This is a genomic window from Microbacterium sp. TW_SC_2 (assembly GCF_055361165.1).
The window spans coordinates 987,078-1,010,834 of record NZ_CM143952.1 but is presented as its reverse complement, the minus strand read 5'-3'; the positions used below and the strand labels follow the sequence as shown (position 1 = coordinate 1,010,834).

General features: G+C 70.0%; 17 protein-coding genes. 7 read left to right on the top strand and 10 right to left on the bottom strand.

What is annotated here, in order from left to right:
* Positions 1-60: 60 nt before the first annotated feature.
* Positions 61-1,311: a histidine--tRNA ligase gene (locus ACWA14_RS04690; protein WP_463797357.1), complete on the bottom strand. Its 1,251-nt coding sequence runs from the start codon at positions 1,309-1,311 to the stop codon at positions 61-63.
* A 65-nt stretch (positions 1,312-1,376) separates the two neighbouring features.
* Positions 1,377-2,045 carry a nucleoside triphosphate pyrophosphohydrolase gene (locus ACWA14_RS04685; protein ID WP_463796325.1) on the bottom strand — a complete coding sequence of 223 codons (669 nt, stop codon included), beginning with the start codon at positions 2,043-2,045 and terminating at the stop codon, positions 1,377-1,379.
* Positions 2,046-2,171: 126 nt separating this feature from the next.
* Here ACWA14_RS04685 and ACWA14_RS04680 point away from each other — a divergent pair, with 126 nt between their 5' ends.
* Together ACWA14_RS04680 and gdhA are read left to right on the top strand one after the other, a co-directional pair.
* Positions 2,172-4,868, top strand: coding sequence for a phosphoenolpyruvate carboxylase (locus ACWA14_RS04680; RefSeq protein WP_463796324.1), 2,697 nt, complete (start codon positions 2,172-2,174; stop codon positions 4,866-4,868).
* Between the two features lie 115 nt (positions 4,869-4,983).
* Positions 4,984-6,354: an NADP-specific glutamate dehydrogenase gene (gdhA, locus tag ACWA14_RS04675; RefSeq protein WP_463796323.1), complete on the top strand. Its 1,371-nt coding sequence runs from the start codon at positions 4,984-4,986 to the stop codon at positions 6,352-6,354.
* 85 nt (positions 6,355-6,439) lie between these two features.
* Here gdhA and ACWA14_RS04670 read toward each other — a convergent pair whose 3' ends face one another.
* The 5 genes from ACWA14_RS04670 to mfd all read right to left on the bottom strand — a co-directional run bounded on the left by ACWA14_RS04670 (position 6,440) and on the right by mfd (position 15,501).
* On the bottom strand, positions 6,440-7,867 hold the full coding sequence (locus tag ACWA14_RS04670; RefSeq protein WP_463796322.1) for an APC family permease: 1,428 nt from the start codon (positions 7,865-7,867) through the stop codon (positions 6,440-6,442).
* A gap of 162 nt (positions 7,868-8,029) precedes the next feature.
* Positions 8,030-10,990, bottom strand: a complete 2,961-nt coding sequence (locus tag ACWA14_RS04665; RefSeq protein ID WP_463796321.1) for an aminotransferase — start codon at positions 10,988-10,990, stop codon at positions 8,030-8,032.
* The gene (locus tag ACWA14_RS04660) at positions 10,987-11,613 is read right to left on the bottom strand and encodes a gamma carbonic anhydrase family protein (RefSeq protein WP_463796320.1); all 627 of its coding nucleotides are present in this window, start codon (positions 11,611-11,613) and stop codon (positions 10,987-10,989) included. The genes ACWA14_RS04665 and ACWA14_RS04660 overlap by 4 nt, the downstream gene beginning before the upstream one ends.
* A gap of 72 nt (positions 11,614-11,685) precedes the next feature.
* Positions 11,686-11,847: a hypothetical protein gene (locus ACWA14_RS04655; RefSeq protein ID WP_463796319.1), complete on the bottom strand. Its 162-nt coding sequence runs from the start codon at positions 11,845-11,847 to the stop codon at positions 11,686-11,688.
* Between the two features lie 78 nt (positions 11,848-11,925).
* Entirely contained in the window at positions 11,926-15,501 is a 3,576-nt protein-coding gene (gene mfd / locus ACWA14_RS04650; RefSeq protein WP_463796318.1) for a transcription-repair coupling factor, read from the bottom strand.
* 85 nt (positions 15,502-15,586) lie between these two features.
* Here mfd and ACWA14_RS04645 point away from each other — a divergent pair, with 85 nt between their 5' ends.
* Complete coding sequence (locus tag ACWA14_RS04645; RefSeq protein ID WP_463796317.1) at positions 15,587-16,150, top strand: GNAT family N-acetyltransferase; 564 nt, start codon at positions 15,587-15,589, stop codon at positions 16,148-16,150.
* A 234-nt stretch (positions 16,151-16,384) separates the two neighbouring features.
* Positions 16,385-17,248 carry an Fpg/Nei family DNA glycosylase gene (locus tag ACWA14_RS04640; RefSeq protein ID WP_463796316.1) on the top strand — a complete coding sequence of 288 codons (864 nt, stop codon included), beginning with the start codon at positions 16,385-16,387 and terminating at the stop codon, positions 17,246-17,248.
* A gap of 31 nt (positions 17,249-17,279) precedes the next feature.
* On the opposite strand, the gene ACWA14_RS04635 is transcribed toward ACWA14_RS04640, so the two are convergent.
* Genes ACWA14_RS04635 through ACWA14_RS04625 form a run of 3 tightly spaced genes read right to left on the bottom strand, consistent with a single transcriptional unit; the run spans position 17,280 to position 20,308 of the window.
* A complete protein-coding gene (locus ACWA14_RS04635; RefSeq protein WP_463796315.1) occupies positions 17,280-18,368 on the bottom strand; it encodes a LacI family DNA-binding transcriptional regulator in 1,089 nt (362 codons plus the stop codon).
* 28 nt (positions 18,369-18,396) lie between these two features.
* On the bottom strand, positions 18,397-19,287 hold the full coding sequence (locus ACWA14_RS04630; protein ID WP_463796314.1) for a PfkB family carbohydrate kinase: 891 nt from the start codon (positions 19,285-19,287) through the stop codon (positions 18,397-18,399).
* A gap of 19 nt (positions 19,288-19,306) precedes the next feature.
* Positions 19,307-20,308: an SIS domain-containing protein gene (locus tag ACWA14_RS04625; protein ID WP_463796313.1), complete on the bottom strand. Its 1,002-nt coding sequence runs from the start codon at positions 20,306-20,308 to the stop codon at positions 19,307-19,309.
* 275 nt (positions 20,309-20,583) lie between these two features.
* Between ACWA14_RS04625 and ACWA14_RS04620 the strand changes: the two genes are divergently transcribed.
* The 3 genes from ACWA14_RS04620 to ACWA14_RS04610 are packed head-to-tail and all read left to right on the top strand — an operon-like array spanning position 20,584 to position 23,718.
* On the top strand, positions 20,584-21,906 hold the full coding sequence (locus ACWA14_RS04620; RefSeq protein ID WP_463796312.1) for an ABC transporter substrate-binding protein: 1,323 nt from the start codon (positions 20,584-20,586) through the stop codon (positions 21,904-21,906).
* Entirely contained in the window at positions 21,875-22,885 is a 1,011-nt protein-coding gene (locus ACWA14_RS04615; protein WP_463796311.1) for a carbohydrate ABC transporter permease, read from the top strand. Before ACWA14_RS04620 ends, ACWA14_RS04615 begins: the two co-directional genes overlap by 32 nt.
* Complete coding sequence (locus ACWA14_RS04610) at positions 22,885-23,718, top strand: carbohydrate ABC transporter permease (RefSeq protein ID WP_463796310.1); 834 nt, start codon at positions 22,885-22,887, stop codon at positions 23,716-23,718. Before ACWA14_RS04615 ends, ACWA14_RS04610 begins: the two co-directional genes overlap by 1 nt.
* Positions 23,719-23,757: the final 39 nt, after the last annotated feature.

Sequence of the window (23,757 nt, the reverse complement as noted above, 5' to 3'; positions counted from 1 at the left end):
GCATCCGGAGAACACTCCTGCAGATCGCGCGCCTCACGCTGCCGTTCAGGCGACGGATGCTCAGGCGAGGGGCTTGACCTCGGGGGCGGCTCCCCCGGCCGAGACCGTCGCGAAGCCGGTGTAGCCGTCGGCGGAGGCGCGTTCGAGCAGCGCCTTGAGGTTCTTGGTGCGCCGCTCCAACCGCACCCGCGCGCCCGATGCGATCAGCGCCGTCTTGTGGGCGACGAGCTCGGCCACCGGCACGTCGGCGTCGTGGATCAGGACAATCGCCTGCGCGTCGGTGTCGGGGCCCGTCGAGACCAGATCGACCAGCCGCTCGAAGCCGAGCGAGAATCCGACCGCCGGCACCTGCTGGCCGAGGAAGCGGCCGATCATGCCGTCGTACCGACCGCCGCCGCCGAGCGAGTAGTCGACCGAGGGGTGCGCGAGCTCGAAGATCGTGCCCGTGTAGTAACCCATGCCGCGCACGAGGAACGGATCGAACACCAGCGGGATGTCGGTCGACGCGCGACCGGCGGCGACCGCCTCGCCGATGCCGACGAGGTGGGCGACGATGTCGTCGGGCGCCCCCTCGGGCAGGGCCTTGCGGATCTGACGCTCACCGTAGACGTTGTACTCCAGGGTCTGCGGACGACGCAGGAAGGCCTCGAACGCATCGACGGCAGCGGGGGTGGCCGCACGACCGCGCAGCTCGGCAGCCACACCGTCGGGGCCGATCTTGTCGAGCTTGTCGATGGTGATGAGCACGCCGGGTCGCTCGTCCGCGGTGAAACCGAAGCTGTCGAGCATCCAGTCCAGGGCGCGGCGGTCGTTGATGCGCACGGTCGCCCCTTCGAGGCCGAGGGCATCGACCGCGTCCAGCGACGCCACCAGGAGCTCGGCCTCGGCGCGCGCCGAGTCGTCGCCCATGATGTCGATGTCGCACTGCACGAACTGGCGGTAGCGCCCCTTCTGCGGGCGTTCGGCCCGCCAGACGGCGCCGATCTGGATCGAGCGGAACACGGCGGGCAGCTGGCCGCGGTTGCTGGCGTAGAAGCGGGCGAGCGGCACCGTGAGGTCGTAACGCAGCCCCAGATCGGACAGGGCTGCCGGGTCGTCGGCACCGGCGCGGATCGCGTCGGCGTCGAGACCGCGGCGGAGCACGTTGTAGGCGAGCTTCTCGTTGTCGCCGCCGATGCCGGCGTGCAGCCGCGAGTACTCCTCGACGACGGGAGTCTCGATCTCGTCGAATCCGTGGGCGAGGTAGCGCTCGCGGATGACGGCGAGCACGCGCTCGCGTCGAGCCTTGTCGGACGGGAGGATGTCGCGCATGCCGCGCGGCGGGTTCACAGTGGCCACGACTCCATCTTTCCAGGTCCGCCCGCCCGCGCGCGCGGTCAGGGTGCGGCTTCGGCCGCGTGCACCTCGTCCTCGAGACCGCGGAGCCGTTCGCGCAGCGCCCGCTCGGCGTCCCACCCCGCCGTCCGCGCCTGCACGACGAGCGCCAGCAGCGCCTCTCCGAGCTCCTCCTCCGACGCGGGAGCGCGCGAGACGGAAGCGGGCACGGCGGGCATCACCCCGACACCGGCCGCGCGACCGACGATCTTCTGCGCCAGGGCGAGAGCAGGCATCCCTCGCGGCACGCCGTCGAGGACGCTGCGGCGCGTGCGCTTCTCGGCCGCCTTGGCCGCGTTCCAGTGCACCAGGACCTCGTCGGCCGTGGCGGCGCTCTCCCCGGCGAAGACGTGCGGATGCCGGCGCACCATCTTCTCGTCGAGCGTCCGGGCCACGTCGTCGATGTCGAAGGGGTCCTCGGGGTCCTGCGCCGCGATCGCCGAATGGAACAGCACCTGCCAGAGCAGATCGCCCAGCTCCTCCCGCAGGTCGGCACGCGTGCCCCCCTCGACCGCGTCGATCACCTCGTGCGACTCCTCGATCAGGTACGGCACCAGGTCGCGATGGGTGATCCGCTGCGACCACACGCACCTCTCCCGCACGGCGCGCATCGTGTCGGCGACGGCGCGCAGCGGGTCGACGGCATCCGCGCTCTCCGCTGGGGACGACATGGTTCCTCCTTCGACGACGCGGCACCACCGCTCGGAGGTGCCGCTCGCCCCATGCTAGGTCGTCACCGTCGGTCACACCTCGTCATGCGTTCACCCGGTCGCGCCGACCCGGGATACGCTCGAACGGTGACCCCCGAACACACCTTCCCCGAGCCCACCAACACCGAGGCGATCCGCGTGATCGGCCGTTTCGAAGCCGGTCGCGGTATTCCGGATGCGATGCGCTCCGACGTCCGCATGCTCGGCGGCCTGCTGGGTCAGGTCCTGCGCGAGGCCGGCGGCGACGATCTGTTCGACGACGTCGAGCGCCTGCGTCTCGCGACGATCCAGGCCTACGACGAGGAGACCCCGGACGCGTTCGAACGGGCGGCCTCCATCGCCGAATCGTTCACCGTGGGCCGCGCGGACGAGGTCGCACGCGCCTTCACCTGCTACTTCCACCTCGTGAACCTCGCGGAGGAGCACCAGCGCGTGCGCGTGCTGCGCGAGCGCGCGGGACAGCCCGGACGGGAGGATGCTGCCGACACGGTCGCCACCGCCTACGCCCGCCTGCAGCGCGAGGTCGGCGACGACGAAGCCCGGCGTCGCCTCGACGGCCTGCGTTTCCACCCCGTGTTCACCGCACACCCGACCGAGGCGCGCCGCCGCGCCGTATCGTCGAGCATCCGTCGTCTGTCGGAGCTCCTCACCCAGCACGACGCGGCGAGCGACGAGGGCGCCGAGGCGCACCGCGCCCAGCGACGGATGCTGGAGGAGATCGACACGCTCTGGCGCACGGCGCCGCTGCGGTCGCAGAAGCCGTCCCCCACCGACGAGGTGCGCACCGTCATGGGCGTGTTCGACGAGACGCTCTTCACCACCGTCCCGCATGTCTACCGCCGCATCGACGACGCCCTGCGCGGAGAGGCCTCGGGATCCAGCGCCCCGGTCGTCCCCGCCTTCGTGCGCGTCGGCTCCTGGGTCGGCGGCGACCGCGACGGCAACCCCTTCGTCACGGCCTCCGTGACGCGCGAGGCGTCGGACATCGCCGCCGACCACGTCCTGCGCGGGCTCGAGCGCGCGCTCGAGCGCATCGGACGCGCTCTCACGCTCGACGCGGAGGGCACCCCGCCCAGCACCCGGGTGCAGGCGCTCTGGGAGCGCTTCGCCGCGGCCGAGCCGGTCGCAGCCGGCGAGCTCGCGGCGCGCTCCCCGGAGGAGCCGCACCGTCGAGTCCTCCTCGCGCTCGCACGCCGGGTCGCCGCCACGCGTGCTCGCGAGAGTGCCAACGCGTACGCCCGTCCGGAGGAACTGCTCGAAGACCTGCGCGCGGTGCAGTCCTCACTCGCGGCGAGCGGTGCCAAGCGTCACGCCTTCGGCGGGGTCCAGCACCTGATCTGGCAGGTCGAGACCTACGGCTTCCACCTCACCGAACTCGAGGTGCGCCAGCACTCGCAGGTGCACGCCAAGGCTCTGGCCGAGATCGAGAGCGGCGAGCCGGTCAGCGCGCAGACCGAGGAGGTGCTCGAGCTGTTCCGCGTGATCGCCGACATCCAGCGCGACCGCGGTCTGCGGGCGGCCGGTCGCTACGTGGTGTCGTTCACCCAGGCGGCATCCGATCTCGCGAACGTGTACCGCCTCGCCGCGCACGCGCTCGGCGACCAGGCACCGGTGCTCGACGTCGTGCCGCTGTTCGAGACTTTCGCCGATCTGCAGGCCGCACCCGAGATCCTCGCCGAGGCCGTGATCTTCCCCGAGTTCCGGGCGCGCATGGCCGAGACCGGCAACCGGCTCGAGGTCATGCTCGGGTACTCCGACTCCTCGAAGGACGTCGGTCCCGTCGCCGCGAACCTCGCCCTGTACGAGGCGCAGGAGAAGATCGCGCTCTGGGCCAAGGACGCCGACATCGAACTGACCCTGTTCCACGGTCGCGGCGGCGCCCTGGGCCGGGGTGGCGGACCCGCGAACTCCGCGATCCTCGCGCAGCCGCCGCACTCGGTCGACGGCCGGTTCAAGCTCACGGAGCAGGGCGAGGTGATCTTCGCGCGCTACGGCGAGCCCGCCATCGCGATGCGCCACATCGACCAGGTCGCCGCGGCGACCCTGCTGGCCTCCTCCCCCTCCGTCGAGGAGCGCACGAGCAGCGCCGCCGCCCGCTACGCCGAGGTGGCCTCGATCATGGACGCCTCGTCCCGGGAGCGCTTCTTCTCCCTGGTGAAGGCGGAGGGCTTCGCCCCGTGGTTCGCGACGGTCACCCCGCTGGAGGAGATCGGTCTGCTCGCGCTGGGGTCCCGACCCGCTCGTCGCGGCCTCTCGGTGGAATCGCTCGAGGATCTCCGCGCCATCCCGTGGGTGTTCGCGTGGACCCAGGCCCGGATCAACCTGGCCGGCTGGTTCGGACTCGGCACGGCCCTGCAGGCCGTCGGCGATGAGGACCTGCTGATCGAGGCGTATCGCGAATGGCCGCTGCTGCGCACCATGATCGACAACGTCGCGATGAGCCTGGCGAAGACCGACGAGCGCATCGCCCGGCAGTACCTGGCGCTCGGCGACCGTGACGACCTCGCGGCTCTCGTGCTCGACGAACTCGCGCTCACCCGGGAATGGGTCATCCGCCTGACCGGCGGAGAGGGCCTGCTCGTCAACAAGCCGGTGCTGCAGCGTGCGGTGCAGCTGCGCAGCCCGTACGTGGATGCGCTGTCGCTCCTGCAGCTCCGCGCGCTCCGAGCGCTCCGCTCCGCCGCGAGCGAGGACGCCACCGGATCGGGCGCGGACGCCGAGCAGCAGCGACTGCTGCTGCTGTCGGTCAGCGGCGTCGCCGCCGGCCTGCAGAACACCGGGTGACCCCGGGGCGGCGCCCGCGACCCCGGGCGATAGAGTGAAATATTGCGCTCATCCGGCGCCGCATCCTGCGACACGATCGCCTGCCCCTCGTTTCCCTTCAGAGAGCCTTCTTCGCGTGACCGCAACGACTTCCGCCGATTTCCATCCCCTCGCCGCCGCCGTGCAGCCCGTCTTCGACACCGTGCTGTCGCGCAGCCCGCACGAACCGGAGTTCCACCAGGCCGTGCACGAGGTGCTGTCCTCGATCGCCCCGGTGCTCGAGCGGCGACCGGAGTTCGTCGACGGCGGGATCCTCGAACGCCTTGTCGAACCCGAGCGGCAGATCCTGTTCCGCGTGCCGTGGGTCGACGACGCGGGCCGGCTGCAGGTCAACCGCGGCTACCGCATCCAGTTCTCCTCCGTCCTCGGCCCCTACAAGGGCGGACTGCGGTTCCACCCCTCGGTGAACCTGTCGATCATCAAGTTCCTCGGCTTCGAGCAGATCTTCAAGAACGCCCTCACCGGGCAGGGCATCGGCGGCGGCAAGGGCGGGTCGGACTTCGACCCGCACGGCAGGTCCGACGCCGAGGTCATGCGCTTCTGCCAGTCGTTCATGAACGAGCTGTACCGCCACCTGGGCGAGCACACCGATGTCCCCGCGGGCGACATCGGCGTGGGCGGGCGCGAGATCGGCTATCTCTTCGGGCAGTACCGCAAGGTCACCAACCGTCACGAGTCGGGCATGTTCACCGGCAAGGGCACGGGCTGGGGCGGTGCGGAGGTGCGCACGGAGGCGACCGGCTACGGCGCCGTGTTCTTCGCGCAGGAGATGCTCGCGGTGCACGACGACTCCCTCGCCGGCAAGCGCGTCGGCATCTCGGGCTCGGGCAACGTGGCCATCTACGCCATCCAGAAGGCGACGCAGCTCGGCGCGACCCCCGTCACTGCTTCGGACTCGTCGGGCTACGTCGTCGACGACGCCGGCATCGACCTCGATCTGCTGCGCCAGCTCAAGGAGGTCGAGCGCGCCCGCATCGTCGAGTACGCGAACCGTCGGCCGAGCGCGCGGTTCGTCGAGGGCGGCAGCGTGTGGGAGGTGCCGGTCGACATCGCGGTGCCCTCCGCCACGCAGAACGAGGTCACCCTCGCCGACGCCGAGGCCCTGATCGCAGGCGGCGTGCGCGCGGTGTCGGAGGGGGCCAACATGCCCTGCGTCCCCGCGGCCGTCGACGCGTTCCAGAGCGCGGGGGTGCTCTTCGCCCCCGGGAAGGCGGCGAACGCCGGCGGTGTCGCGACCTCGGCCCTGGAGATGAGCCAGAACGCCTCGCGCCAGCGCTGGAGCTTCGGCGACAGCGAGAACAAGCTGCGCGAGATCATGTCGGACATCCACGCCGCCGCCTTCGAGGCCGCCGAGCGTCACGACGTCGCGGGAGACTACGTCGCCGGCGCCAACATCGCCGGCTTCGAGCGGGTCGCCGCCGCGATGCTCGCCCAGGGCGTCATCTGACCGTCGGCCGCTGACCGGCCGCCCCTGTCCAGGAGAAGAGCCGCCCCCGTCCGGGAGGCGGCTCTTCCGTGTGCGCGGCGCGTCGTCAGCGCTCGTCGGCCGGCACCGGGACGACCTTGTTGTATCCGGTCACCGCCTGGTTCTCGTCGAAGGCGACCACCTTGTGCCGGAAGCCCTTCGTGATGACGGCGAGATAGACCAGACCGATCGCGGTCCACACCAGTCCGCCGCGCAGGGCGTCCTCGTGCAGGTTCACCCACAGCAGTCCCGTGAGCAGCATGCCGATTCCCGGCATCACGATGAAGCTGAAGATCTCGCCCGGGGTCTTGCGGCGCCCCTGGCGGACCGCGAACCAGGCGATCACCGAGATGTTCACGAACGTGAAGGCGATGAGGGCACCGAAGTTGATCCACGCGGCGATCAGCTCGAGCGTGAACGGGATCGCGAGGAGGGAGATCGCCCCGACCAGCACGATGTTGAACGTGGGCGTGTGCGTGCGCGGGTTGATGTAGCCGAACGCCTTCTGCGGCAGCACGTTGTTGCGCCCCATCACCAGCAGCATGCGCGACACCGAGGCGTGGGAGGCCAACCCCGAGGCGAGCGTCGCACAGAAGCCCGCCGCCGTCAGCACCGCCATGAGCACGGGGCCGCCGACCAGGTTGCCGATGATGGGCAGGGTGGAGTCCTCGACGAACTGCATGTCGCCGTCGGGGGCGAACTCGTTCCAGTCCGGGAAGCGCAGCTGCGACAGGTAGCCGGCGATCAGGAAGATCGCGCCGCCCAGCATCACCGTCAACAGGATCGCCTTCGGCATGATCTTCGGGTCCTTGGCCTCCTCCGCATACATGGTGACGGCGTCGAAGCCGATGAAGGAGAAGCACACGATCGTGGCGCCCATCAGCACCGCACTCATGGTGGCGCCGTCGTGCAGGAACGGAGCGACCGAGGCGATGGTCCCCGCGCCCTCGCCGCGCATCAGCTGAGCGACGACCAGCACCACGAACACGGCCATCACGACGATCGAGAAGACCAGCAGGATCATGTTGAGGTTCGAGGTGCCGCGCATGGTCATGTAGATGATGCTCGTGACGACGATGCAGTACAGCACGACCCAGATCCAGCCCGGGATCTCGGGGAAGAGTGCTTCCAGGTAGCTCCGGATGATGAGGCAGTTGACCATCGGCAGTAGGACGTAGTCGATGAGCGAGGTCCAGCCGACCATGAAGCCGAGGTTGGGGTGGATCGACTCCCGCACGTAGGTGTAGGCCGATCCGGCGCTGGGGATCGCGCTCGAGATCTTGCCGTAGCTGATCGCGGTGAAGACCATGACCACGAGCGCCGCCAGATAGGCGGCCGGCACCACGTTGTCGGTGTCGCGCGCGACCATGCCGAAGGTGTCGAAGACGACGGTGGGCGTCATGTAGCCGAGGCCGAGACCGACGATCGCCCACAGTCCGAGGTTGCGTTTCAGGGTTCCGCCGCCCTGGGCGAGCGGCTTCGTCTTGGTGGCCATGTGTACTCCTCGAGGAACAGCGCATGGGTCGGACTTCGGGGCGTCCGACGCTGAGGATCAGTATGGACCCGAGGTATTCCTCAGCGCGACCCCCATTCCTGATACGAAATACGCATTTAACAATCGAAAAGGGAACGGGATTCGAAGAAGACCCCGCGGAGGCTACCACCCGGTGTCGAGCACCCGATCCAGCATCGCGACCACGTGATCCGCGCTCTCCGCGGTGAGGCAGAGCGGCGGCTTGATCTTCAGCACGTTGGAGCGCTCCGAGGCCGTCAGCACGATCACCCCGAGTTCGCGCAGCCGTTCGCAGATCGCCGCCGCCTCGGCGGCGGCCGGCTCCAGAGTCTCCCGGTCGCGCACGAGCTCCACGCCGAGATACAGCCCCTCGCCGTGGACGACGCCGATCAGCGGATGCCGCCGCTCCACCTCGCGCAATCCCTCGGCGAGGCGGCGTCCGATCGCCGCGGCGTTGCGCTGCAGATCGTCCTCGACCATCGCATCGAGCACCGCGATGCCGACCCGGCAGCTGAGCGAGCTGCCGCCCGCGGAGGAGAAGAACTGGCCCTGCGACGAGAGCGCGTCGGCGATGCGGCGCGACGTGATCACCCCGCCGATCGGGAAGCCGTTGCCCATCGGCTTCGCGATCGTGACGATGTCAGGGACGACGCCGGCGAGCTCGAACCCCCAGAACGCGGATCCGAGGCGCCCGAACCCGACCTGCACCTCGTCGGCGATGCACACTCCTCCCGCCGCACGCACCCGCGCGTAGGCCCCGGCGAGGTACCCCGGCGGCAGCACCACGCCTCCGGCGTTGCCCAGCAGCGACTCGCACAGGAACGCGGCGATCTCGCGCCCCTCGCCGGTGAGCCCGGCGATGTCGGCGTCGAGATCGGCGAGATAGGCGGCGGCGGTGTCGTCGCCGCGATGGGTGCCGCGGAACGCGTTCGGGACGTCCGCGACATGCACCCAGTCGGGGCGCGTGGCCAAGGCGTGGGGATTGTCATAGGCGCTCGTGGTGACGGCATCGCTGGCCATGGTCCAGCCGTGATACGCCTCGCGGAGCGCGACGACCGTACGCCGGCCGGTCGCCGCCTGCGCGAGTCGGAGTGCGAGGTCCACGGCCTCCGACCCGCTATTGACCAGCAGCACCGTGTCGAGATCGCTCCCGGACGGCATCAGCGCCAGCAGGCGTTCGCTGTACTCGGCCAGGTCACGGAACAGGAACCGCGAGTTGGTGGCGAGCGTGCGCAGCTGCCGGTGCGCGGCGTCGGCGACCTTCGGATGGGCGTGCCCGAGACCGGCGACGTTGTTGACCATGTCGACGTAGGTGCGGGCGGTCGTGTCGATCAGGTGATGCCGCCAGCCACGCTCGATCTGCGGCGGATGCGTGTAGTAGCGCTCCTGGGCGGCGGCGAAGATCCGTCCGCGCCGCTCCAGCTCCTCCGCCGCACCATCCGCCTGCGCGCGCGAGGGCAGCCCGAGCAGGGGCGCCGGATCGGCGGTGAGGCGGCTCCATGCCGGAACCCGGTCCGGCGTCACGAGCGCCGCACCGTCCTCGGGGGTCGGCGCGTCGTCGCGGCGGATCCCGACGGTCAGACGCCGGGGTTCGAACGATGCGGCGAGCCAGCCGATCGTCTCGGCGGCGCTCACGGGGCGTTCACGACGTTCCTGCGCGTCGAGCCCGTCGATCTCCAGAGTCCAGTCCGGGCCTGATTCCGATCCTGCCCGATCCAGGACGAGGCGCAGGAGTCCGCCCCGCTGCGTCGCTCGACCCGGCGCGGGAGCGGTCACCCGCACGCGCGGTCCGGGCGGGAAGTGCATCTCGCACACGGCCGGCCAGGTCGCCGCCGGATCCGCGGCGTCCACGCGGGCGCGCGTCAGCCGGAAGACTCCGTACGGGACGACGGCGACGGCGGCGCCGGTCTGCATCGCATCGGCGATCAGTCCCTGTTCCCCGGTGTCCTCGAGCCAGCGTCCGGCGTCCAGGCCGGCGGACTCGACGCCGGGGTCGATCACGAGCACCCGACCGGTGACGTCGGGCAAGAGCCCCGCGAGCGGCGGGGCATCCGCGGGAGTCGGGGCCGCGATGAACTCCGGCGCCGCGATGCCGACCGTATCGAGCACGTGCTCGGTCATCTCGACCAGCGGCAGCAGGGTCGCGGCATCGAAGATCGCCTGCTCGCCCGCGATCCGCTCCCGGGCATAGTCGTTCGCGCCGTCGATCTCGAGCTGACGCCAACCGCTCGCCACGAGCAGAGCAGCCCGCAGCACCAGCAGCGGCCAGACCGCCCGGGCCTCCGCCTCGCTGAGCGGGGCATCGCGATGGAAGGCGGCGACGGTCGCCAGGACGCGCAGGGGGCGTTCCGGCTCGTGGTGCAGCATCGACGAGGCGCACACCGCGAGCTCCGCGACGCGCCAGCCGAACCCGAGGTCGCCGAGATCGAGAACCATGTGGGGGTGCAGACGAGAGTCCGCGCCCCGCTCCCCCATCACGTTGTCGTCGGTCAGGTCGCCGTGGATCGCCTGCACGGGGAGAGCGTCGGCGAGCGGGGCGAGCGCCGCGGCCGCCTCGTCGGACGCCCGGAGCACACGCGCGCGCAACCCGGCATCGGCGATCGCCGGGGCGAGCGCCTCGGTCTGCGCGTGCGCGACCCGCATGTCCCACATCTGTGCGCGCTCCAGCCCCGGATGCCGCAGCGAGGCGAGCGCGTTCACCGACGCGGCGGCGAGCGCTCCGAACTCGGCCAGCACGACGGGGGCGAGATAGCCCGCATCCACCAGGGGCTCCCCCGGGGCGAACGCACTGCGCCGCGCCGCGAATCCGTTCCAGCGCTGCGTGAGGGCGCCGTCGAGTCCGGGCAGGACAGCCGGCACGCTCACGCCGGCCTCGCGGTACGCGTCGAGGGCGGCGTGCTGGGCGTCGCGTTCCTCGTCACGGAACACCGCGTTGTCGATGCGCAGCACGCTGCGCGCCCCGTCATCCGCCGTCAGCAGGAAGTTGCGGTCCTGGTTGCTGCCCAGCTCCTCCGCGGTCGCCGTGATCCCGTAGCACTCGAGGGCGATGCGGGCCGCATCGGTCGTGCTCACCTCGGGTCGGACAAGCCCCGATCCCTCCCTCATGCGCGGTGCTGCCGGGTGTGTCCGTCGCCCAGGGGCACGTCGTACGCGTGGCGCGCGAGCGAGCTTCCGTAGCGCTCGGTCAGCTGCACCATGAGATCGGGCGTGTCCCGGTCGACGCCGAACACGTGGCCGGGGAAGTCGAGGTCCGGCTGTGCGGCGGCGATCTCGTCCTCGCGATCCGGCGAGAGCAGTCGTACCGGATCACCGACGGCCACCCAGCCGATCGGCACCACCGTCCCCTCCGGCAGCACCGCCCGACGCAGCACGATCGCGTTGACGCGCACCTCGCAGCGCGGTCCGATCAGCGCCCCGTTGAACAGCCGTGAACCGGACGCCAGGAACACTTCCTCGCCGACCGTGGCTCCGGCGATGCTCGACAGCGTCCCGATCAGGGTGTGGGGCCCGATGTGCACCGCGTTCGCGGCGGTCGCCCGGATCAGCGCATTCTCCATCACGATGACATGCTCGCCGAGGGTGATCGGTCCGCCCTCGGCCGTGATCACGGCTCCGTGCAGGATCTGGCACCCCGCGCCGATCTCGACGTCGCCGGAGATCACGGCGGTGGGAGCGACGACGGCGGTGTCATGGATCCGGGGCCGAGCCCCGAGGTGCTCGTACAACATGACGTCAGGATAGCGGGCGGCAGGCGCTCCGCGACCCCGGATCTCGACCGGCGCAGCGCGCTTCTGCGGGGTCTACAGTTTGGTCGCGGCGCGTCGTCGGAGCATCCCGACCACGAGGGTCACCAGGAACAGCACGATCCCGAGCACGGCGAGCCACAGCAGGCCCTCGACGACGAAGCCGAGCACGGCGATCCCGGCCCACGCCAGGAGCAGGATGATCAGCAGAATCCACATGGGGACAGCATGCTCCTGTTTCCCGTGACGCGCACCCCGTTGACCGGCACCCGGAGGTGGGCTACCGGATCCGCGCCGTCATCCGGCCTTCACCGGTTCGGGGAAGATCGCGGTGAACAGCTGGTTCACCCACTCCAGCAGCGCCTCATCGGGCAGGGGTTCGAGCCCGACACCGACCGCCGCCGGCACCGTGGGCATCGGCACGACCATGGCCTCCCCGCTCGCCACGATCTTCGCCTTCGGATACAGCCGCTGCAGTCGCACCTTGATGGAGTCCTCGAGGTGGGCCGGCGCGATGCGCAGGTTCGATCCCATCACCACGACGTCGGTCAGCCCGGCACGAGCCGCGCGCCGGCGGAGACGCGCCACGGCGAGGAGCCCCTCCACCTCTTCCGGCGGTGTGCCGTAGCGGTCGGTGAGCTCCTCGATCACGAGGTCGAGTGCGTCGTCCTTCGCGGTCGCCGCCGAGGCCGCCGACAGCTTCTGGTACGCCTCGAGGCGCAGGCGCTCGCTGTCGATGTAGTACTCCGGGATGCGGGCGTCGAGGGGCAGCTCGAGCCGCAGCTCCTGTCCCGTCTCGACCTCGTCACCGCGGAACGTCGCGACCGCTTCGCCGATCATGCGCAGGTAGAGGTCGAACCCGACGCCGGCGATGTGCCCGGCCTGCTCCGCGCCCAGCATGTTGCCCGCACCGCGCAGCTCGAGATCTTTCAGGGCGACCTGCATGCCCGAGCCGAGCTCGTTGTTGACGGCGATCGTCTGCAGACGGTCGGCCGCGGTCTCGCTGAGCGGCTTCATCTCGTCGTACAGGAAATACGCGTAGGCGCGCTCGCGCCCGCGGCCCACCCGACCGCGCAGCTGATGCAGCTGGCTGAGGCCGTACTTGTCGGCGCGATCGATGATGATCGTGTTGGCGTTGGCGATGTCGAGCCCGGTCTCGATGATGGTGGTCGAGACCAGGACGTCGAACTTGCGCTCCCAGAAGTCGTCGACGACCTGCTCCAGCTGATGCTCGCCCATCTGCCCGTGCGCCACGGCGATCCGCGCCTCGGGGACGAGCTCGGCGAGTTCGCTCGCGACCCGCTGGATGGACTGCACGCGGTTGTGCACGAAGAAGATCTGCCCCTCGCGGAGGATCTCGCGACGGATCGCGGCCGCCATCTGCTTGTCGCTGCGGGGCCCGACGAACGACAGGATCGGATGCCGGTCCTCCGGGGGCGTCGCGAGGGTCGACATCTCGCGGATGCCGGTGACCGCCATCTCGAGCGTGCGCGGGATCGGCGTGGCGCTCATCGCGAGGATGTCGACGTTCGTCTTCAGCTTCTTGAGCGTGTCCTTGTGCTCGACCCCGAACCGCTGCTCTTCGTCGATGATCATCAGTCCGAGGTCCTTGAACAGGACCCCCTCGGTGAGGATGCGGTGCGTGCCGATCACCATGTCGACGGATCCCTCGAGGAGGCCCTGCAGCGTGAGCCGGACCTCCTTGTCGGTCTGGAACCGGGACAGCGCGCGCACCTTCACCGGGAACCCCGCGAACCGCTCGGTGAAGGTCTCCATGTGCTGCTTGACGAGCAGCGTCGTCGGCACGAGCATCGCGACCTGCTTGCCGTCCTGGATCGCCTTGAACGCCGCGCGCACCGCGACCTCGGTCTTCCCGAAGCCGACATCGCCGCTGAGCAGCCGGTCCATCGGGATCGGCCGCTCCATGTCGGCCTTGATCTCGTCGATGGTCTGCAGCTGGTCGGGCGTCTCCGCGAACGGGAACGCCTCCTCCAGCTCGCGCTGCCAGGGGGTGTCGGGGCCGAAGGCGTGGCCCTTGGCGCTCATCCGCGCCGAGTACAGCTTCACGAGCTCGACCGCGATGTCGCGCACGGCCTTGCGCGCCTTGCCCTTGGCCTGCGCCCAGTCGCTGCCGCCCATCTTCGACAGGGTCGGGGCCTCGCCGCCGACGTACTTCGAGAGCAGGTCGAGCTGATCCGTGGGCACGTAGAGCTTGTCGCCGGGGTAGCCGCGCTTGGACGGCGCGTACTCGAGCACGAGGTAGTCGCGGATCGACTTGGTCGCGTTGCGGCCGCCCGTCGACACCTCGCGCTTGGTCATCTCGACGAAACGACCGATGCCGTGCGTGCCGTGCACGACGAAGTCGCCCGGCTTGAGCTGCAGCGGATCGACGACGTTCTTGCGGCGGGAGGCGAGCTTCTTGACGACGCGCTGGTCGCCGCCGATCGTGCGGCCGTAGAACTCGTTGTCGGTGAGCACCGCGAGCCGGGCCTCGGCGACCTGGAACCCCGCCTCGACCGAACCGCACACGAGGGTGGCGATGCCGTGCTCGGGTGCCTCGGTGAGCTCCTCCACGATGCGGGCGGCGATGCCGCGGTCGGCGAGCACATCCCGCGCGCGGTCGACGAGCCCCTGACCGGTCGCGATCACCACGACCCGCCAGCCGTCGGCGAGGCGCGTCTCGACGAACGAGATCGCCCCGTCGACGTTCCCGTGGAACGAGGGGATGACGGTCGCATCGAGGTTCGTGGCATCCGCATCGCCCTCGCCCAGGCCCGCGCCGAAGGGGCTGAGCCGCCACCACACGCCTCCACGGTCGCGCACGACCTCGCGCAGCCGCGCGATCGTGAGGAAGTCGCCGGCGCCGAGATCGATCGGTGCCGATGCGCCCGAGGTCGCCGCGCTCCAGGCGGCGTCGAGGAACTCGCGGTTCGTCTCGCCGAGGATGATCGCACGGGCCGAGGAGCGCTCGGGGTCGACGACGGCCGTGGCGGTGCCGGCCGGCATGTATTCGACCAGCGACTTCAGCGGGCCCGACACCGCGGGCAGCAGGGACTCCATGCCCTCGACGGGGATGCCCTCCGCCATCTTCTCGAGCATGCCCGCGATGGCCGGGAAGCCGCTGATCAGGGCACGCGCACGGTCGCGCACGTCGGCGGTGAGCAACAGCTCGCGGCTCGGCGGCAGGTCGACCCCGTCGACATCACCGGGGAGCGAGCGCTGGTCGGCCACCGAGAACGCGCGGATCTGATCGATCTCGTCGCCGAAGAACTCGACGCGGTAGGGGTGCTCGGAAACAGGGGGGAACACGTCGAGGATGCCGCCGCGCACCGCGAACTCGCCGCGACGCGAGACCATGTCGACGCGGGAGTACGCGCGCTCGACGAGCTGCTCGGCGACCGTGTCGAGCTCGTTGCCGCGGCTGCCGGTGCGCAACTCGAGCGGGGTGATCTCGCCGAGGTTGCCCGCGATCGGCTGCAGCGCGGCGCGCACGGAGGCGACGACCACGAGCGGGCGCTCCTCGGACCACTCGGCGATGCGGCGCAGCGTCTGCAGGCGCTGGCCGACGGTGTCGGGGCTCGGGCTCAGCCGTTCGTGCGGCAGCGTCTCCCAGGCGGGGAAGGTGAGGATCTCGGCATCCGGCAGGTACGCGCCGAGCGCCTGCGCCACGCTCTCGGCTCGGCGGCCGGTCGGCGCGACGGCGAGCAGGGCCGCCGGATGCCCCGCGGCGCTGCGCTTGGCGAGCAGACCGGCGAGCGTCGGGGCGTCGAGTCCGTCGACCAACCCGAGGTCGGCATCGGTCTGCGCCCAGCCCAGGGCGTCTCGATACAGGGTCGCCTCTTCCAAGGCGCGCAGAATCCCGGGAACAGTCACCGGACAAGCTTAGACGCGGCATCCGACATCGCAGCGCGCCGTGGAGCCCGCCGCACACCGCCTGCCGCGCCCGTATCGTGACCGCATGGAGAAAGCGACACTTCAGACCGCACGACTCGTCCTGTCCGCACCGACGGACGCCGACATCGACGCCATCACGCGGGCGTGCCAGGATCCGGAGATCCCGCGGTGGACGACGGTGCCCCACCCCTACGCCCGGCAGGATGCCGCCGACTTCGTGCGCCTCGTGGACGAGTGGTGGGCGGACGGGAGCCAGACCGTCTGGGCGATGCGCGCAGGCTCCGAGCTGGTCGGGATGATCGGGCTGCACCACATCACGGCGCACGCCACCGGCGGTGACGCCGAGCTCGGGTTCTGGGTCGCGGCGGAGGCCCGCGGGTCGGGCTACCTCGTCGAAGCCGCGCGCCCGGTGCTCGACTGGGGCTTCCATGAACTCGGCCTCGTCCGCGTCCGCTGGCGGGCCGTCGCAGGCAACGTCCCCTCGGCCCGGGCCGCCCGCGCGCTCGGCTTCCGCTACGAGGGACTGCAGCGACAGGCGCTGACGAGCCCTCGGGGCCGCGACGACGGATGGTCCGCGGGTCTCCTCGCCGCCGACGACCGCACCCCCGTCGACTGGCCCGTGCTCTGACGGCATCCTCTCCTCCTGCCCTCCCCCTCTTCCTCTTCCTCTCTTGCTCTCCCCGCCTGCTCGTCGAGCCACCCCTTTGTGTGCGACCCACCCCTTTTTGTGCAGGCACAAAGGGGCCGTTCGCACAGAAGGGGGTGGGTCGTCAGTGGAGGGTGAGGGGGAGTCTGCAAGCAGGGTGTGTGGGAAGGGGAAGACGGAGGTGACAGTGTCGGACGGCGGTGACAGGATGGCTCCATGCCCGAGATGCCGGAGGTCCAGGGGCTCGTCGCCTTCCTCGGCGAGCGCGCCGTCGGTCGCACCATCACGCGCGCCAGCGTCGCGGCGATCGCGGCGCTGAAGACGTACGATCCCCCGATCTCCGCGCTGCACGGCGCGACGATCACGGCGTCGGCACGTCTGGGCAAGTTCGTCGTGCTGTCGTGCGGCGACGACCTGCACCTCGTGTTCCACCTGGCGAAGGCCGGCTGGCTGCGCTGGTACGAGACCCTGCCCACGACCCTCATCAAGCCGGGCAAGTCGCCGATCGCGTTGCGCATCGCCCTCGACGACGGCAGCGGCTTCGACCTCACCGAGGCGGGCTCCAAGAAGTCGCTCGCGGTCTCCGTGGTCCGCGACGTGCAGGAGGTGCCGGGCATCGCGCGACTCGGGCCCGACCCCCTCGACGCCTCCTTCACCCGCGACACCTTCGCGGGGCTGCTGGAGGATCGGCGGATGCAGATCAAGGGCCTGTTGCGCGATCAGGCCGTGATCGCGGGCATCGGCAACGCCTACTCCGACGAGATCCTGCACGCCGCGAAGATGTCGCCCTACGCCGTCGCCGCGAAGCTCGACGACGCCGAGGTCGACCGTCTGTTCGCCGCGATGCAGCACACGCTGACGGATGCCGTGGCCGCGGCCTCGGGCAAGCCCCCGGCCGACCTGAAGGATGCCAAGCGCCGTGGTATACAGGTGCACGCCCGCCGCGGGGAGACGTGCCCGGTCTGCGGCGACACGGTGCGCAGCGTGTTCTTCGCCGACAGGTCGCTGGAGTACTGCCCCACCTGCCAGACCGGCGGCAAGGTCCTGGCCGACCGTCGGCTCTCACGACTGCTCAAGTGAGGCGGTGCCGGGCGCCGGGGCCCGACATCGGTCAGCGCTGAGGCGGCGGCATCACCGAGGCGCGGTCGACGAAGCGGGTGCTCAGGGTGTGCAGCCGGGCCGGACCCGACTCGCCGTCGATCGCCGCGAACAGCACCTCGGCCGCGCGAGCGCCGAGCGCCAGGGTCGGTTGCTCGATCATGGTGAGCGGCGGCTCCATGACGGCGGCCCACGAGCTGTCGTCGAAGCCGATGAGGGAGACGTCGGCTCCGACGCGGAGACCGCTCGCCCGCAGCGCGCGCAGCGATCCCGTCATCGCGTCGTTCTCCGTGCAGAACAGTGCGGTGGGCGGTGCGTCGAGCGCGAGCATGCGCGACACCTCGGCCTGGGCGTGCTCCTCGTTCTTCGCGCCGACCATCACGAGGTCGGCATCGAACACGATGCCTTCGTCGTCGAGGGCATCGAGATACCCCTGCAGGCGCTCTCCGTCGGTCCAGAGGTTCCGGGAGGCGACGTCGATGAGGTCTCGGCGGCGGCGCGGCCGCTCGTCGACCGGCGGACCCCACACGAATCCGATCCGGCGGTGCCCGGCCTCCAGCAGGCGCGCGACGGCCTCGCGGGCCGAGGCGCGGTTGTCGATGACCACGGCGTCGAGCGCGAGTCCGGGCACGGCACGGTCGACCAGCACCACCGGGATGTCCCGCGACCGCGCCTGCTCGATATGTCCGGCGGACGCCGCGTCGAGAGCCGCCGATGCGACGATGATGCCGTCGACCCGCTTGTCGATGAGCACGTTCGTCGCCGCGATCTCCTCGTCGAGGTCTTCATGCGTGCTCAGCACGAGCGTCTCGAAGCCGCGCGCCCGCGAGGCGTCGGAGATGCCGCGCACGACGGCGCCGAAGAACGGATTCGCGATGTCGGCGACGATCACGCCGAGGGTCTTGCTCACGCCGGTCGACATGCTGCGCGCCAGGGCGTTCGCCCGGTAGCCCAGGCGCTCGGCGGCCGCGAGCACGCGCTCGCGCAGCTCGGGGCTCACGTAGCCGTAGCCGCCCAGCGTGCGGGCGGCCGTGGACCGGCCCACCCCCGCCGCCTCCGCGACTTCGGAGATGGTGGGAGGGACGGAGCGTTCGGAGGTCATCGCCCTCGCCCCTTTCCGCATCAGACGTTCACCACATGCTAGCCGGGACCGGGTCCCCGCTCCGGCGCCCGCGCGCGAACGCTCCCTCGACGAGGCACTGGTCGTGCGCGGCATCCGCTCCGGCTTCGAGGGCGGCCTGGAGGGCGGATTCCGACGGCGCCGACTCGCGTCGCCAGCCGGAGGCGTGCAGATCGACGAGGAATCCCGCGAGGAACGCATCGCCGCAGCCCATCGTGTCGACGAGCCTCTCGGCGTCGGTGAGCAGCCGCGCCGACGCCGTGCGCCGCACTCGACCGTCGGTGACGAGCGCGCCGTCGGTCCCCCGCGTGCCGAGCGCCAGCCGAGCGCCGTGCGCCACCGCGTGATCGAGCAGAGCGAAGGCGGCACCCTCGTCGAGGCCGGCGCAGGACAGCAGCACCAGGTCGGCGTGGGGCGCGACGCGCTCGAGATACGCCGAGGTGCGGAACTCCGTCTCGCTGGAGAGATCGAAGGTGACGAGCGTGTCGTGTCGGCGGAGCCGTGGCAGCTGCGACTCGGTGCGCGAGTAGACGCTCGAGTGCACGAGGTCGAATCCGGCCGCGTACGCCTCTCTCTCGTCGTCGAGATCGATCGGGTCGGTCACCGTCACTCCCCCGCCGTTCCAGCCGAGGAACACGCGCTCGCCCTCGTCCACCCGCAGCGAGGAGACACCGGATTCGCCGGCGCGGATGACGCTGTGCGCCGTGCCGACACCGGCATCCTCGATCGCGGCGCGGAGGAAGACGCCGGCGTCATCGTCGCCGAACACCCCGAGATAGTCCGCATCCGCGCCGAGTCGATGCGCGTACACGGCGACGTTGACGGCATTGCCTCCCGGGTAGTCGACACCACGATCGAGGAACCGGTCGACGATGTTGTCGCCGAAGCCGAGTACGCGCATGTCCTGCTCGCCTCTCGTCTCAGTAGTCCATGACGCGGTAGTACCGGCGCAGGTCGAGGGAGTGCTCGCGCACACGCTCGAGGTGCTTGCTCACCCGGCCCATGACCGTGTCCAGCACGATCGGCGCGATCAGAGCCCGGTTCTCCGCGCTGAAGCCCTCCAGCGCGTAGTCCCGGGTGTCGAAGACGGTGACATCCTTCGAGATGCGCTTGCTGAACGCCTCCGCGCGATCGGTGAGAGGGCGCGTGCTGTCCTCGCCCTGGAAGATGAGCACGGAGGTGTCCTCTTCGAGCAGTTCGAGGGATCCGTGGAAGAACTCCGCGCTGTGCACCCGCGTGGTGCGCAGCCACTGCATCTCCTCCAGGATGCACATCGAGTACAGGTACGCGAAGGACCAGAGGGGTCCCCCACCGATGAGGAAGTAGTAGTCGGTGTCGGCGTGCGCCTCGGCGAAGGCCGCGGCGACGGGCTCCGCCTGCTCGGCGGCGGCGACCAGAGCGTCGGGAAGGTTCACCAGCTCGTCGGCCAGCGAGGTGTATCCGTCGAAGTCGCCGCGCTGGTGGAGCAGTCGTCCGACGAGGAGAAGCAGCTGCATGTCGAACGGCCAGGTCTTGGGCTCGGAGATCAGGGCGTGGTCGACGCCCGTCGCGATGGGCGAGTCGGCGTGACCGGTGAAGGCGACGGTCGTCGCTCCGGCCGCCTTCACGAACTGAATCGCGTTCACGACGTCCTCCGTCGTCCCGGTGACGGAGGTGACGACGACGGCGGTCCGCTCGCTCAGCGACGCGTCGCCGGCGACCACCAGCTCGGCCGCGATCGCGGTGCGCACAGGCAGGGTCGACCGCTCCCGCGCCAGCAGTTCGTACGGCCACATCTGGCTGTAGGTGCCACCGGCGCCCACGAGCATCACGTTGTCGATGCCCTTCGCGAGCAGCTGGTCGACCAGCTCCTCGATCTGCGGGCGCAGTGCGACCGCGCTGGCGATCTGGGTCCGGAAGGCGGTCTCGTCGAAGCCGAGCATCATTGATCCTTTCGCGGGGGAGGCCGAGGCCTGCCCGAGTGGGTGTGGTACCGGTGTCAGGTGGAAGTCATGGTGACACATCGGAGGCGAGGTCGTCAAACATCATTGATATTCCGGTCTTCTGAGGCGAGATCATGAGATTTCTCTCTGGTCCGCTGGTACCGGTGTCAGCTTTTCGCTACACTCACTCGACAAGGCACGCACCGAAGTTCCAACGGCGGATCGGTGACCGCGACTCCCGCGGCCCTCGGTCCGCCCCCTCAGAGAGGCAGACCATGCGCACGTCACGCACATTTCCGATCGCCACCGCCGTCGCGGCGTCCGCGCTCGTCCTCGCCGGTTGCGCGGGCGGCACGCCGCAGCCCCCCGCTGCGGACATCACTGCCGATCCCGTCTACGAGGGCACCCTGTCGATCCTCACGAAGTTCGGCGGAGCGCCGCTCGAGACCTACTTCGAGGATCTCGCCGCGGCCTACGAGGCCGAGCACCCCGACGTCGAGATCGAGCTGATCCAGGAGACCGATCAGTCGGTCAAGGACAAGACGAAGACCCTCACGGCATCCCAGGCGCTGCCCGACATCTACTTCACCTGGACCGGCGACTGGGCCCAGAACTTCATCGACGGGGGCCTCGCCGCCGACCTCACCGAGGTGATCGCCCCCGGCACGGAGTGGGGCGACCGCTTCGGGGAGGCATCGCTGTCCGCCTTCCGGTACGACGACAAGTTCTACGGTGTCCCCCTCTACAACAACGGCAAGTTCATGGGCTACAGCAGGTCGGCATTCGACGCCGCGGGCATCGAGGTGCCCACATCGCTGGAGGAGCTCATCGACGCGTGCGGGCCGCTGCGTGACGCGGGATACGAGCCGATCGCGTTCGGCAACAAGGACGGATGGCCGGCCCTGCACTACCTGCAGCAGCTGTTCGCCTACAACGTGCCCGGTGACGTGCTGCAGGCGGATTTCGACCCGGAGACGGCGGAGTGGAGCGACCCCGGCTACATCGCCGCCCTCGAGCAGTTCGACACCCTGGTGACCGAGTGCACCGACAGCGGCCAGGGCACGAACGGCGTGCTCTACACCACGGCTCAGGAGGCACTCGCCGGCGGTCGCGCGGCGATGTACTTCCAGGAGATCCTCGAGTTCGACACCGTCACGGCCGAGGGCTCGACGCTCACCACCGACGACTTCGGCATCTTCCCGCTGCCGGCTCCCGAGGGTGCGCCCGGTGACACCTCCGCCATCGAGGGATCACCCGAGGGGTATCTGATCAACGCCAGGTCGCCGCAGGCGGCCCTCGCGGTCGACTTCATGAAGTTCGTCACCGATCCGGAGAACGCCACCGTGCTCTCCTCTCCCCCGTACGGCCAGCCGAGCACCGTGGTGGGTGCCGTGACCGAGGAGACCTCGAGCGCTGCGGTGTTCGAAGGCATCACCGCGGTCAACGAGGCATCGCAGATCGTCGTCTGGCTCGACACGGTGACGGTGCCCGAGGTGGCCGACGCCTGGCTCGCCGGAGGCGAAGCCATCATCAGCGGCTCCACCACTCCCGAGGAGGTGCTCGAGAGTGTCCGCGCCGCCAACGACTCCGCGCGGTGACACGACGTCGGGGCCGGGCTTCCGCCTGCCCCCGACCGTGACCGAGGCGATCACGACCGGCCGCGGCGCCGGGCGACCGGGCAGCCGATCGCGCCGTTCCGGTCTTCGGCGCCTCGCCGGCCTGGCCTGGGTGGTGCCGGCGGTCGTCGTGCTCGCGGTGTTCGTGTACCTCCCGCTGGCGCAGAACATCGCGTTCTCGACGCAGGAGTGGGACATCTACTCCGGGGTCACCGAGTTCGTCGGCCTCGCCAACTACGAGAAGCTCGTGAGCGACCCGGTCTTCTGGACGGCCCTCGGCAACAACGTGCTCTACGCCGTGCTGTCGATCCTGTTCCAGGTCGCCGGAGCGCTCGTGCTCGCGGCCATGATCGAGAGCCTGCGCAGCATCGGCTGGCGCAAGGTACTGCGCGCGATCTACTTCGTGCCGTCGGCGATCTCCCTCACGGTCGCCGGCCTGCTGTTCTACTTCATCTACGAGCCCAATCTGGGTCTGCTGAATCATCTCCTCGATGCGCTCGGGCTCGGCGCACTCGCCCAGCCGTGGCTCGGGCAGGAGTCCACCGCCATGGTCGCCATCATCGCGATGAGCCAGTGGCAGGGCTTCGGCTACTCGACCCTGCTGTTCGCCGTCGCGATCCAGCGCATCCCGTCGGAGCTGTACGAGGCCGCCGCGCTGGACGGCATCGGACCGGTGCGACGGTTCTTCCACGTCACGATGCCGCTCGTGCGCGAGATGACCGGCCTCATGATCATCGTCACCATCTCGGGCGCCTTCCAGGTGTTCAACGAGGTCATGGTGATGACCAGCGGCGGACCGAACAATTCGACGCAGGTGCTGTCGACCTGGCTGTACCGCAGCGGATTCGTCCGCAACGACTTCGGCTATGCCGCCGCCATCGCCACGGTGATCTTCGTGGTGACTCTGCTGATCGCACTCGCGCAGCTCTGGTACACACGACGCAGAAGGGTGGAGTTCTGATGACCCGCACCGGATTCCTCGGCGCGATCACCCGCGTGTTCCTGTGGGCGTTCCTGCTCGCGCTCGTGGTGGTCGTCGTCTATCCCCTGCTGTGGATGGTGATGAACGGGTTCAAGTCGAACGCCGAGCTCTTCGGCAATCCCTTCGCGCTGCCGCTGCAACTCGACTGGGAGAACTACGCGGACGCCTGGAACCGCGGTGTCAGCGACTACCTCACCGCCAGCGTGCTGGTGACGGTGACCTCCACGATCGCCACCGTGTTCATCAGCGCCTGGGCAGCCTACGGCCTGACGCGCGTGCGGATGCCGTTCGGCCGCGTCGCCTCCGGTCTGATCCTCGGGGGCCTGATGCTGGCGCCCGCCGTCGCTCTCGTCCCGCTCGTGCGCATGTTCCAGGCGATGGGGCTGTACAACACGTTCTGGGCGCTGCTCATCCTCTACACCGCGTTCCGCATCCCGTTCACGACGTTCCTCATCCGTGCGTACATGATCGATCTCCCGCGCGAGGTCGACGAGGCGGCCGAGGTCGACGGTGCGAGCCGCTGGACCACCTTCTGGCGCATCACGCTGCCGATGTGCAAGCCGATCATCATCTCGACGGTGATCCTGCACGTGCTGTTCGCGTGGAACGAGTATCTGTTCGCGATGGTGTTCACGAGCGGCACGGGCGTGCAGACGCTTCCCGTCGGTCTCACCAGTCTGATGAGCAAGCACGGAACCGACTATCCGGTCGTCTTCGCCGGCATGGTGATCGCCGCCCTGCCCGTGATCGTGCTGTTCTTCGTCAGCCAGCGCTACTTCATCAAGGGCCTCTCCGAGGGGATCGGCAAGTGAGCGGCCGCCTCCGCTGAGCGGTGGGGCGCCGTGTCCGCG